Origin of the sequence: Spongiactinospora rosea (genome assembly GCF_003315795.1) — a bacterium.
Taxonomy (GTDB): Bacteria; Actinomycetota; Actinomycetes; order Streptosporangiales; family Streptosporangiaceae; genus Spongiactinospora; species Spongiactinospora rosea.
In genome coordinates this window covers 560,865-572,583 of record NZ_QMEY01000003.1, presented here as the reverse complement: position 1 = coordinate 572,583, position 11,719 = coordinate 560,865, and the positions used below count along the sequence as shown (strand labels likewise).

The following is an 11,719-nucleotide window of genomic DNA, read 5'->3' as shown; positions in this document are numbered from 1 at the left end:
TGTCCGTAACGCCCTTCCTGTCGCATGCCGGGGCCTTCCCTGGGTAGCCGTCGGTCCATGTCGGATTCGCAGGAGCGGGGCCAGTTGGTCGGGAGGCGCTACCGGCTGGTCGAGCCGATCGGCCGCGGTGGCATGGGGACCGTATGGCGGGCGCACGACGAAACGCTCGGCCGGGACATCGCGATAAAGAAGATCACTCCACCGCCGGACCTGTCCGAACCGGAACGTGAGGCGTTCACCACCCGTACGTTCCGCGAGGCGCGGGCCGCCGGGAGGATCAGCCATCCGGGTGTGGCCGCCGTGTACGACGTACTGGAGGAACGGGGCCATCCGTGGATCGCCATGGAACTGGTGCCCTCGACCACACTGGGGGCGGCGATCCGCGAACGCGGGGCGCTGCCACCGATGGAGGTGGCCCGGATCGGCGTCCAGGTGATCGCCGCGCTGCGGGCCGCCCATCTCGCGGGTGTGCTGCACCGGGACGTGAAACCGGACAACGTGCTGCTCACCGACGATCAGCGCGCGGTACTGACCGACTTCGGCATCGCCACCATGGAGGGCGACTCGCCGATGACACGGACCGGGATGCTGGTCGGCACGCCCGGCTTCATGGCCCCGGAGCGCGCGGCCGGCGGCCGGGCGGTACGGGCCTCGGACCTGTGGTCGCTCGGCGCGACGCTGTACCTGGCGGTGGAGGGCCGCTCGCCGTTCCACCGCGGCCACGCGCTGGCGACCCTTTCGGCGATCCTGCACGAGGAGCCGCCGCCGATGAGCCACGCGGGCGCGCTCGCCCCGGTGATCGGCGCGCTGCTGAGCAAGGACCCGCGCGAACGCCCGACCGCCGAGCAGGCGGCGGCCCGGATGCAGGCCGTGCTGTCGGGCCTGGAACCCGAGTCCACCGCGCCCATCCCCGTGGGGGTGGTGGAGGCGGCGGCGGGCGTACGGCCCGCGGCGCGGGGGGCCGGGTGCGGCCACGCCAGGGTCTCCGCCGCCCGGGCGGCCCGTCCGGCGCATGGGCCGGGCCACGGCCACCGTACGGCGCGCAACGCGCACTCCGGACACACAGAGCCCGCCGAGCCGGACGGCGACCGCGACCGCCCGGCCGCAGCCTCGCGGGAGACCGGTGGCAGGAAGGTGCTCGCGGTGGCCGGGCTGACCGGCCTGGCGATGCTCGTCGCCATGGTCAGCGGCGGGGCCGCCTGGCTGTCGGCGCAGCCGGGGGAACGCCGTGCGCCCGCCCCCGGGTTCGTCACCACGACGACCACGATCAGGACCACCGCCCCGGCGAGCCCCGAGGTCCCCGTGCAAGCCCCGGCCCCCTCGCCGGACGAGCAGGTACGGCCCGCCCCCGCTCCCACGGACGAGTCCTCCCCGGAGGGGCGGGAGGACGACGACCGGCGGCGCGAGCGGGAGCGGGAGCAGCGGGAGAGGCAGCGCGAAAAGGAGAACGAGGAAAAGGAACGCGAGAAGTCCCCTTCGCCGGACAGGTCGCCTGACGAGAAGAAGGACAAGGAGAAGGAGGAGGGCGAGGAGAGCCCGGCCCCGGAGCCCTCCCCCGAGGCGAGCAACCCGGGCGGCGACGGCGAGATCGACCCCTGGGACACCCAGGACCTGCCGAGCGCCCGGACCACCGTCAGGGTGGGCGACCCGGCGCTCACGCCCCACGCCGTCATCCGGATCTGATCGCGTCCGGAGGGCCGCGGCCGGGCACCGCCCTTGGCGGAGCGGGCCCGGCCACCGGGCCTCAGAGCAGGTGATCCGTCTGCCAGGGACTCACAGCCCGGAGACGTACAGTGAGAACGACGCGCCCGTGCAGGCGATGAATCGGGTCTCCCCCGGCGAGAGGCCGCCGAGCCGCGTGCCCCCGCAGGTCTCGCCGTCGAACACGCTGACCGCCGCGTCGCTCGTGCCGGCGATGGTCACGCCGGCCCGCCCGGTGACCGGAGCCGTAGGGCCTGCTGCCGAGAGGATTCGAGGTGCCCGCGGATGTTCAGGACTCGCCGCGGACGGCGTTCAGGGCCGTGTCGAGGTCGGCCGGGTAGTCGCTGGTGAACTGGACCCACTCCCCCGTGGCCGGGTGCTCGAAGGCGAGGGACACCGCGTGCAGCCACTGGCGGGTCACCCCCAGCCGGGCCGCGAGCGTGGGATCGGCCCCGTACAGCAGGTCGCCCACGCAGGGATGCCGCAGGGCCGCCATGTGCACGCGGATCTGGTGGGTGCGCCCGGTCTCCAGCCTGATGTCGAGCAGGGAGGCCGCCCGGAACGCCTCGACGGTGTCGTAATGGGTGACCGACGGCTTGCCGCCGGCGACCACGGCGAACCGGCCGTCGCCCGACGGGTGGCGGTCGATGGGGGCGTCCACGGTGCCGCGCAGCGGGTCGGGGTGGCCCTGGACGAGGGCGTGGTAGCGCTTTTCGACGGTACGTTCCTTGAACGCCCGCTTGAGCCAGGAATAGGCCCCTTCGCTCTTGGCCACGACCATCACGCCCGAGGTGTTGGCGTCGAGCCGGTGCACGATGCCCTGACGTTCGGCCGCGCCGCTGGTGGCCACCCGGTGGCCGGACCCGAGCAGGCCACCGAGCACGGTCGGGCCGTTCCAGCCGACGGTCGGGTGCGCGGCGACGCCGATCGGCTTGTCCACGACCACGATGTCGTCGTCCTCGTGCAGGACGCGCATCCCCGGCACGGGCTCGGCCACCGGGACCGGGGCGGTCGGCGGCGGGGGCAGCGTGACGTCGAGCCAGGCGCCGGCGTGGACGCGGTCGGACTTGGCCGCCGCCGTGCCGTCCACGAGCACGTCGCCCGCGCCGATCATCTCGGCGGCCCGGGTGCGGGAGAGGCCGAACAGCCGGGAGATGGCGGCGTCGAGGCGTTCGCCCGCGAGGCCGTCGGGGACGGGGAGGCTGCGCTGCTCGCTCATTCGCCGCCGCTCGCTTCACCGCTCGCGCCCTTGCCGGTGTCCACCTGGCGGGAGCCGTCGATCTGGTAGCCGCGCCAGGCCAGCAGTACGGCCAGCACGCCGCCGCAGACGATCGAGGAGTCGGCCACGTTGAAGATCGGGAACCCGGTCGCGGGGAAGACCTGGACGAAGTCCACGACGTGCCCCTGCAACGGGGCGGGCGCACGGAAGACGCGGTCGGTCAGGTTGCCGAACGCGCCGCCGAGGAGCAGGCCGAGGGTGATCGCCCAGGGCAGGCTGCGGAGGTTGCGCGCGGTGCGCAGGATGGCGATCACCACGCCGGTGGCGATCAGGGTGAGCACCAGGGTGAGCCCGGTGCCGATGCTGAAGGCGGCCCCCGAGTTGCGGATCACCCGGAACAGCAGGACGTCCGGGATCAGCACGACCGGGTCCTTGCCCTCCAGATACGTCACCACGAGGACCTTGGTGACCAGGTCGAGGACGTAGATCACGGCGGCGAGCCCGGCCAGCAGTCCCACCCTGCGCCGCCCGGCCGGGGCGGCGGAAGGGGCCGGAGAGGGGGGATCGGGGGGGCGGGGGGTGCCGGGAGGGGCGGACTCGCCGTTCCGGCCCGGGTCGTTCCGGTCGTCGGTCAGCGGCGTTCCTCCTTCTGTTTGCAGGCCACGCACAGCGTCGCCCTCGGGAACGCCCGCAGCCGTTCCTTCCCGATCGGCTTGTGGCACGATTCGCACTCTCCGTAGGTCCCCGCGTCGATCCTTGCGATCGCCCGCTCGTTCTGCGCGAGCAGGTCGCGCGAGTTCAGGGTAAGGGCGATCTCACGTTCCCGCTCATACGTCTTGGCCCCGGCGTCCGCCTGGTCGTCCCCGGCGCCCTCGGTGATGTCCCCCGAGGCTATCTCCGACTCCGACCGCGTGATGACGACGCGAAGCTCCTCCATCTCGCGGGACAGGTTGTCGCGTACCTCCGCGAGCTCCACCTCGGTCCAGGCACCCTCTCCGTTCACGGCGGTGCTCTTACCTGCGCGCGCGGTTGCGCTCATACGCCCTCCTAACCGATCAAGTGACTCGAACGGGTGCGGGGAAGCCTAGGTCCGGAGATAACAGAACGGCAACTGACCCGCCAGGACATTCGCCTCTCCCGTAGCATCCCACCCCGATCCGCCACGTCCTTCCCAATACGCCACGCCTCTACGCCTGCCTTGACACAGCCGAGAGGGCCGCACGTGCAAACCGGGAAGCGGCGCACTCCCCTGGTGCGTTATCGTTTTAGCGGTGCAGTAAGAGCGACCTGCACCCGCCCTGCAAGGCGCTGACGGGGACGAGTAGGTCCGAGCATCCCTCGCACGAGCGACCCGGAGACGGTGTGAGTCCGGGGCGAGAGCCGGATCGAAGATCACCCCCGAGCCGCCGGAAGAACGGCCCGCCGCGCGGGTCCAGTAGAACCGGCAGCGGGCATGACGAGAGGGTCCCCGCCCATCGGGGGCCAAGGAGGGTGGTACCGCGGAGCCCGGCGCTTCGTCCCTCCACGCGAGGCAAGCATGATCGACGGCCCGTCACCGCGTGGAGGCCCCATCCCGATGTCAGCACACTATTTCCGTTCACTGCCCGCCCAGGTGGATCTGCCCGCCCTGGAGCACGAGATCCTGGACCGCTGGCGGGACGGCAAGGTCTTCGAGCGCTCGGTCGAGCAGACCGCGACCGGCCCGGCGTGGGTCTTCTACGAGGGCCCGCCCACCGCCAACGGCCGCCCGGGCGTCCACCACGTCGAGGCCCGCGTCTTCAAGGACGTCTTCCCCCGCTACCGGTCGATGCGCGGCTACAGCGTGCCGCGCAAGGCCGGCTGGGACTGCCACGGCCTGCCCGTCGAGGTCGCCGTGGAGCGGGAGCTGGGCCTGTCCGGCAAGCCCGAGATCGAGGCGTACGGCATCGCCGAGTTCAACGACCGCTGCCGCGAGTCGGTGCTGCGGCACGTGGACGCCTTCGAGACGATGACCGAGCGGATGGGCTTCTGGGTGGACACCTCCCAGGCGTACCGCACGATGGACTCCTCCTACATCGAGTCCGTCTGGTGGTCGCTGAAGACCATCTGGGACAAGGACCTGCTGTTCCGCGACTTCCGCATCACGCCGTACTGCCCGCGCTGCGGCACCGGCCTGTCCGACCACGAGCTGGGCCAGCCCGGCGGGTACGAGACGGTGACCAGCCCTTCGGTGTACGTACGGCTGCCCGCGACCTCCGGGCCGCTGGCCGAGCTGGGCGCCGACCTGCTGATCTGGACGACCACGCCGTGGACGCTGGTGTCCAACACCGCCGTCGCGGTGCGGCCCGACGTCACCTACGTGGCCGCGCGCCCGGCGGGCCGGGACGAGACGCTGGTCGTGGCCGAGCCGCTGGCCGCGTCCGTGCTCGGAGAGGACGCCGAAGTGGTCGCCACCTTCTCCGGCGCCGACCTTGAGCACACGACCTACGCCCGGCCGTTCGAGCTGGTGGACATCCCCGGCGCGCACTACGTCGTACTGGCCGACTACGTCACCGTCGAGGACGGCACCGGCCTGGTCCACCAGGCCCCCGCCTTCGGCGCGGACGACCTGACCATCTGCAAGCGGTACGGCCTGCCGGTGGTCAACCCGATCGGGCCCGACGGGCGGTTCCTGGCCGACGTGCCGATGGTCGGCGGCGAGTTCTTCAAGGACGCCGACGAGGCGCTCACCGCGGACCTGCGCGCACGCGGCCTGCTGTTCCGCGGCGGGCACTTCGAGCACAGCTACCCGCACTGCTGGCGCTGCCACACGCCGCTGCTGTACTACGCGCTGCCGTCCTGGTACATCCGCACGACCGCGATCAAGGAGCAGTTGCTCGCGGAGAACGAGAAGACCGCCTGGTACCCCGAGACGATCAAGTGGGGCCGGTTCGGCGAGTGGCTGCGCAACAACGTCGACTGGGCGCTGTCGCGCTCGCGCTACTGGGGCACGCCGCTGCCGCTGTGGGTGTGCACCGCCGACGAGTCGCACGTGACCTGCGTCGGATCGCTGGCCGAGCTGGGCAGGCACGCCGGGCGCGACCTGTCCGCGCTCGACCCGCACCGCCCCTACGTGGACGACGTGACCTTCGACTGCCCCACCTGCGGGGCCGAGGCGCGCCGGGTGCCCGACGTGATCGACGCCTGGTACGACTCCGGTTCGATGCCGTTCGCCCAGTGGGGCGCGCCGCACCTGAACAAGGAGGCGTTCGAGCGCGCCTACCCGGCGCAGTTCATCTGTGAGGCGACCGACCAGACGCGGGGGTGGTTCTACTCGCTGATGGCGGTCGGCACGCTGGTCTTCGGCCGTTCCTCCTACGAGAACGTGCTGTGCCTCGGGCTGATCCTGGCCGAGGACGGCCGCAAGATGAGCAAGCACCTGGGCAACGTGCTGGAGCCCATCCCGCTGATGGACCAGCACGGCGCCGACGCCCTGCGCTGGTTCATGGCCTGCTCGGGCTCGCCGTGGGCGGCGCGCCGGGTCGGGCACGCGGCGCTGGAGGAGATCGTCCGCAAGGTCCTGCTGACCTACTGGAACACGGCGTCGTTCTTCGTGCTCTACGCCAACGCCGAGGGGTGGTCGCCGGCCGCGCTCGCGTCCGCGCCGCCGCCGGAGCGGCGCTCGCTGCTGGACCGCTGGGCGCTGGCCGAGCTGCACCGCACGGTCGCCGAGGTCACCGCCTCCATGGAGAGCTACGACACGGCCCGCGCCGGGCGCAGGCTGGCCGCCTTCCTGGACGACCTGTCCAACTGGTACGTCCGGCGCTCGCGCCGCCGGTTCTGGGCGGGCGAGCAGGCGGCCTTCGCCACGCTGTACGAGTGCCTGGAGACGGTGACCCGGCTGATGGCGCCGATCACGCCGTTCCTGACCGACCACGTGTGGGAGGTGCTGCGCGCTCCGGAGGCCCCCTCCTCGGTCCACCTGACCACCTGGCCGGAGGTGGAGGAGAGCCTGCTCGACCCGGCCCTGAGCGAGCGTATGGCGCTCGTACGGCGGCTGGTGGAGCTGGGCCGCTCGGCGCGGGCCTCCTCCGGCGTGAAGACGCGTCAGCCGCTCGGACGGGCCCTTGTGGGCGCGCCCGGGTGGTCGAGCCTGCCCGGCGAGCTGCGGGCGCTGATCGCCGACGAGCTGAACGTCCTGAAGCTGGAGGATCTGTCGGGCTTCTCCGCCGACCTGGTGTCCTTCACCGTCAAGCCGAACTTCCGCGCCCTGGGCAAGCGGTACGGCGGGCGTACCAAGCTCGTCGCCGCGGCCGTCACGGCGGCCGACCCGGTCGCGCTGGCGGGCGCGCTGCGCGGGGGCGGGACGGCGACGGTCCAGGTGGAGGAGATCGGCGAGGTGGAGCTCGGGCCCGACGACGTGATCGTCACCGAGCAGCCGCGGTCCGGCTGGGCGGTCGAGACCGGCGCGATCGAGACCGGCACCGGCGAGACCGTGGCGCTGGACCTGGCCATCACCGACGAACTGCGGCTGGCCGGGCTGGCCCGCGAGGCGGTGCGCCTCATCCAGGAGGCCCGCAAGTCCTCCGGTCTCTCCATCACCGACCGGATCGAGCTGTGGTGGACGGCCGGCTCGCCCGACGTGGCGCAGGCCATGCGCACCCACGCGGCCACGGTGGGCGATGAGGTGCTGGCCGGGGCGTTCACCGAGGGCACCGAACCGGGGCTGCCCACGCACAGCGACGCGGACCTGGGGCTGAGCTTCCAGCTCCGCCGCGTCGGAGGCTAGAACACGCGGAAGGGGGTGTGCGCGCCCGGCGGGCGCGCACACCCCCTTCCGTGCGTTCAGTCGCTCGTTATGCAGACCAAGCAGTGGGTGAGTCCGGCGGCCTCGGCCTTGGCCCTGGGCATCGTCTCGACGGAGTCGGCGGCGGCGGCGCGCACGAGGGGGCAGTTGGTGGTGTGGAAACGCCCGGTGCCGGAGACGACCTTGACGCTCCGCGCAGTGGGCGAGGGACGGTGGCCGGGGTCGGAGTTCTCCTCGTCCACGGTCACCACCACCCGGGTGGCGTCATCGGCGAACACCCGTGGCTCGCCCCCGACCGTGGGCGCGGGCACATCACCCGGGGTGTCCTTGTCCCGGGGAGCGTCATCCGGCGCCTTGGCGGGCTTCTGCCCGGGCGTGGCGCTGCCACCGGCGGCGGCCTTCTCCTCCCGGGTGTCCCCCGCGCTCTTCTGGCCGGACGCGGGCCCCTCCGCCGGCGAGCCGAACCAGGACACGGGCGTACCGGCCACCCCCGACCCACCACCCCGGGCGCTCTCGCCCTCGGGCCGATCACGCGGGCCGGAATCCTGCGGCGCGGAGGAGCGGGACGGCGGCTCCTGGGCAGGACGTCCGGGCCCACGCGGCGGCCCCCCGGCATCCGGCGCAGGCCGCGTACCAGCGCCACCGGCCGAGGCGGGAGAAGCCGCGGACGGCGAACCGGTAGAAGAACCAGGCCCGGGCCGCGAGGCAGCGGGACCAGAGGCAGGCGAGGCGGACTTAGAAGCCGCGGGCGTGTCCGACGCGGCCGTGGAAGCAGGCGAAGCGGGCCTGGGACCCGTGGGGGCGTCCGGCGCGGGCCGCGAGACGGCGGGACCAGAGGCGGGCGAGGCGGGCTTGGAAGCCGCGGGCGTGTCCGACGCAGAAGAGTCCGGCGCGGGCCGCGAACCAGGGCCACCGGCGGAGGCGGGAGAAGCCGCAGGCGCGGAAGAAGGCGACACGGACGGCGAACCGGTAGGAGAACCAGGCGCGGGGCGCGAGGCGACGGGACCAGAGGCAGGCGAGGCGGGCTTGGAAGCCGCGGGCGTGTCCGACGCAGAAGAGTCCGGCGCGGGCCGCGAACCAGGGCCACCGGCGGAGGCGGGAGAAGCCGCAGGCGCGGAAGAAGGCGACACGGACGGCGAACCGGTAGGAGAACCAGGCGCGGGGCGCGAGGCGGCTGCGGAAGCAGATGGGGCGGGCTTGGGGCCCGTGGGGGCGTCCGGCGCGGGGGAACCCGGCGTGGACGGCGGGGCGGCGGAATCGGCCGGGGTGGCGGAAGGCGACTCTGCCGGGGTGGCGGTGGAGGCGGAGGGGCGCGCGGGGGGCGCCTCTCGGCCGGCGGGCTCGGCGGGCGGGGGCCCGGCGGGCTCGGGGGTCACGCGGCCGATGGGTACGGCGCCGGGGCGATCCGGGCCGTCGGCGCCCGAGGCGGGGCGTGCGACGCGGACCGGGTTGGTGGTCGGCTCGGGGTGAATGGTCTGAAGGGTCTGTGTGGTCTGCGTGGTCCCCTCGGCGGGAGAGGACGCGGGCTCGGGAGTGGGGGGTGCCTGGACTCCGCCGAGGGCGGCGTCGGGAAGGCAGGTGGTGCAGGGTGAGAAACCCTCCTCCCGGGCCTCCTCGTAAGTCAGCTCCTCATGGTCGCGGCCGGCGAGTTGCCTGCAGCCCGCCACGTGGTAGCGCCTGCGCCCGGGTATCACCAGCACGATCGCGTCCGGCGAGATGCCGCCCGCGCGCCTGGGGGCCACCGGGGAGGCCCCCGCGGCCATCGGATGGTGGGCACGGGGCTGAGAAGGCATCGTGGCCATGTGCTGGACGGCCTGCGGCGGTGGAGCCGCCATCATCGGCGACGCCATCGGACCGGCCTGGTAGGGGCCGGCCTGAAGGGGCGCGGGCGGAGGCATCGTCGCCTTCGCCGGCCCCCCGCGGGGGAACAGGGCGTGCCTGCGGAGCAGCACCCCGATCAGCAGGAAGACCGCGGACAGCACGCTGACCACGATCGACCACATCACAAGGGACGGCTCGGCCAGCACGATGCCCGCGATCAGCAGCACGATCGCGGCTAGTACGAGTCCAGCACTTACGAAGATCACAGAGTGACTCCCGGCTTACGGGTCGGGGAGAGTGACGTGACCCGGAAGCCTACCTGCGGTCGTTGTGCGGGCCGTCCGCCGTCTGGAAGGCGCCCTGGTGCTGCCCGGCCTCGGGGCCGAACGAGCCAGGTCCGCCCTGCAGCGACTGCTGACCCGGCGCACGCGACATCGCGGGGCTCGCCGGCATCTGCCCGCCGACGATCGGGAACGCGCCACTGCCGTCACCGGCGATGTCCAGCTTGGACAGCTGGTCCTCCAGATACAGCTTCAGGCGGCTGCGGTACTCGCGCTCGAAGCTGCGCAGCTCCTCGACCTTGCGCTCCAGCTCGTCACGCGTCTGGACGAGCGAACCCATGGCCTGGCGGTGGCGCTCCTGGGCGTCGCGCTCCAGCGTCTCGGCGCGGGCACGGGCGTCGCCGATGACCTGCTCGGCCTGGCGCCTGGCCTTGCCGAGGATGTCGTCGGCCTCGCGGCGGGCCCTGGTCACGGTCTCGTCCGCCTCCCGGCGGGCGTCCGCGATGGCCTGGTCGGCCGTCTGCTGGGCGAGGGCGAGCACGCGGGCCGCGGTGTCCATGTTGTCCTCGGCGGGCGGCATGCCCATGCCGACGGGGACCGGCTGCTGCTGCGGCTGTTGCTGCGGCGGCGGCTCGGGCGCCTTCATCGGCTCGGGCTGCGGCGCCATCATCTCCGGCTTGGGCTCCGCCACCGGGGCGGGGGTCATGCCGACGCCCATTCCGCCGGGGACCTTGCCACGCAGGCACTCGGCGAGCTTGGCGCGCAGCTCCTCGTTCTCCTGGATCAGGCGGTCGAGCTCGGCCTCCACTTCGTCGAGGAAGGCGTCAACCTCTTCCTCGTCGTAGCCCGGCCGCAGCCGGGTCGTACTGAACTGCTTGTTCCGCACATCGGCGGGCGTCAGCGGCATTTCGGTCTCCTTGGCGCGCTTGGGAGTCTGTCCGGAGGGACGGTACCCGTCAACGAAGCGCGGACACGATCTGGATCAAGACCAAGACCACAATGAAGAGCACTGTGAAGCTTAGGTCAAAGGCCACCGTACCCAACCGGAGGGGCGGAATGAAACGGCGGAGGAACTTGAGAGGTGGGTCGGTCACCGTGTATGTGGCCTCTGCCAGCACCAATACCGCGCCGGTCGGACGCCACTGCCGGGCGAACGCCTGCACCGTCTCGAAGATCATTCTGCCGATGAGGAGCACCAGATAGATCGACAGGACAACGACCAAGATCTCACTAACGATCCCCACAGTGTCGCCCTGCCTCCATCCCGGTACCCCGCCATCCCCATCCCCGCTCACGCCGGGGGCCAATGGGCCGGTCGGTCACGTCCATAGTGGAACTCTAACTCTGGTTGAAGAACCCGCGTTCCGCGATTCGGGCCTTGTCCTCGGCAGTCACCTCGACATTGGCTGGGGACAACAGGAACACCTTGTTGGTAACACGTTCGATGCTCCCATGTAGCCCAAAGACGAGACCTGCCGCGAAATCGACAAGACGCTTGGCATCGCTGTCGACCATCTCCGTAAGGTTCATGATGACCGGCGTGCCGTCACGGAAGTGCTCGCCGATCGTGCGCGCCTCGTTGTACGTGCGCGGGTGCAGGGTGGTGATCCTGGCCAGGTCGGTCGTCCGGCGCTCCATCACGGCCGTCGCGGGCCGGGGGGCGGGCAGGCCGGGATCGGTCTCCTCGTCGCGCTCGTGGACCGCGGGCTCGCGCTCTTCCGCGGGACGCCTCGACTCGTCGTACTCGTCGTAGTCGTCCTCGGAGTATTGGTCGTACCTCTCGTAGCGGTCGTCCTCCACGAGGCCGAGGTAGACCGCCATCTTGCGCATCGCGCCGGCCATCGCTACGTCTTCCTCCGTCAGCACTTGCGGGTCCGTGACGGCAGCCGTACCCCCTTTTGGAGCTGACCGCTGATCGACCTCTCCTGGAGC

Annotated in this window: 10 protein-coding genes; 2 read left to right on the top strand and 8 right to left on the bottom strand. The window is 72.2% G+C overall.

Annotated elements, in window-relative coordinates; genetic code table 11:
* Nucleotides 1-57 precede the first annotated feature (57 nt).
* The gene (locus tag DP939_RS11225; RefSeq protein WP_158578537.1) at nt 58-1,683 is read left to right on the top strand and encodes a serine/threonine-protein kinase; all 1,626 of its coding nucleotides are present in this window, start codon (nt 58-60) and stop codon (nt 1,681-1,683) included.
* Nucleotides 1,684-1,773: 90 nt separating this feature from the next.
* Here the strand turns inward: DP939_RS11225 and DP939_RS46115 are convergent, their stop codons facing one another.
* The 4 genes from DP939_RS46115 to DP939_RS11210 all read right to left on the bottom strand — a co-directional run bounded on the left by DP939_RS46115 (nt 1,774) and on the right by DP939_RS11210 (nt 3,959).
* Nucleotides 1,774-1,923: a hypothetical protein gene (locus DP939_RS46115; RefSeq protein ID WP_158578536.1), complete on the bottom strand. Its 150-nt coding sequence runs from the start codon at nt 1,921-1,923 to the stop codon at nt 1,774-1,776.
* A gap of 67 nt (nt 1,924-1,990) precedes the next feature.
* Entirely contained in the window at nt 1,991-2,920 is a 930-nt protein-coding gene (locus DP939_RS11220) for an RluA family pseudouridine synthase (protein ID WP_113980550.1), read from the bottom strand.
* Nucleotides 2,917-3,588 (bottom strand): signal peptidase II, encoded by a 672-nt coding sequence (gene lspA, locus DP939_RS11215; RefSeq protein WP_225878165.1) that lies wholly within the window; start codon nt 3,586-3,588, stop codon nt 2,917-2,919. Before lspA ends, DP939_RS11220 begins: the two co-directional genes overlap by 4 nt.
* Nucleotides 3,552-3,959: a TraR/DksA family transcriptional regulator gene (locus DP939_RS11210; protein WP_113980549.1), complete on the bottom strand. Its 408-nt coding sequence runs from the start codon at nt 3,957-3,959 to the stop codon at nt 3,552-3,554. Before DP939_RS11210 ends, lspA begins: the two co-directional genes overlap by 37 nt.
* A 537-nt stretch (nt 3,960-4,496) precedes the next feature.
* On the opposite strand from DP939_RS11210, the gene ileS reads away from it, so the two are divergent.
* Nucleotides 4,497-7,667: an isoleucine--tRNA ligase gene (ileS, locus tag DP939_RS11205; RefSeq protein ID WP_113980548.1), complete on the top strand. Its 3,171-nt coding sequence runs from the start codon at nt 4,497-4,499 to the stop codon at nt 7,665-7,667.
* Between the two features lie 56 nt (nt 7,668-7,723).
* Here ileS and DP939_RS11200 read toward each other — a convergent pair whose 3' ends face one another.
* The 4 genes from DP939_RS11200 to DP939_RS11180 all read right to left on the bottom strand — a co-directional run bounded on the left by DP939_RS11200 (nt 7,724) and on the right by DP939_RS11180 (nt 11,629).
* Nucleotides 7,724-8,173 carry a hypothetical protein gene (locus tag DP939_RS11200; protein WP_113980547.1) on the bottom strand — a complete coding sequence of 150 codons (450 nt, stop codon included), beginning with the start codon at nt 8,171-8,173 and terminating at the stop codon, nt 7,724-7,726.
* Between the two features lie 1,648 nt (nt 8,174-9,821).
* Nucleotides 9,822-10,694, bottom strand: coding sequence for a DivIVA domain-containing protein (locus DP939_RS11190; RefSeq protein WP_113980545.1), 873 nt, complete (start codon nt 10,692-10,694; stop codon nt 9,822-9,824).
* 49 nt (nt 10,695-10,743) lie between these two features.
* Complete coding sequence (locus DP939_RS11185; protein WP_113980544.1) at nt 10,744-11,031, bottom strand: YggT family protein; 288 nt, start codon at nt 11,029-11,031, stop codon at nt 10,744-10,746.
* A gap of 94 nt (nt 11,032-11,125) precedes the next feature.
* Nucleotides 11,126-11,629, bottom strand: coding sequence for a cell division protein SepF (locus tag DP939_RS11180; protein ID WP_113980543.1), 504 nt, complete (start codon nt 11,627-11,629; stop codon nt 11,126-11,128).
* Nucleotides 11,630-11,719: the final 90 nt, after the last annotated feature.

Excerpts from the sequence above, each read along its gene's own strand:
- DP939_RS11190 (WP_113980545.1), bottom strand. The coding sequence starts at position 10,694 with ATGCCGCTGACGCCCGCCGATGTGCGGAACAAGCAGTTCAGTACGACC.
- DP939_RS11225 (WP_158578537.1), top strand. The coding sequence starts at position 58 with ATGTCGGATTCGCAGGAGCGGGGCCAGTTGGTCGGGAGGCGCTACCGG.
- DP939_RS11220 (WP_113980550.1), bottom strand. The coding sequence starts at position 2,920 with ATGAGCGAGCAGCGCAGCCTCCCCGTCCCCGACGGCCTCGCGGGCGAA.
- ileS (WP_113980548.1), top strand. The coding sequence starts at position 4,497 with ATGTCAGCACACTATTTCCGTTCACTGCCCGCCCAGGTGGATCTGCCC.
- DP939_RS11180 (WP_113980543.1), bottom strand. The coding sequence starts at position 11,629 with ATGGCCGGCGCGATGCGCAAGATGGCGGTCTACCTCGGCCTCGTGGAG.
- DP939_RS11210 (WP_113980549.1), bottom strand. The coding sequence starts at position 3,959 with ATGAGCGCAACCGCGCGCGCAGGTAAGAGCACCGCCGTGAACGGAGAG.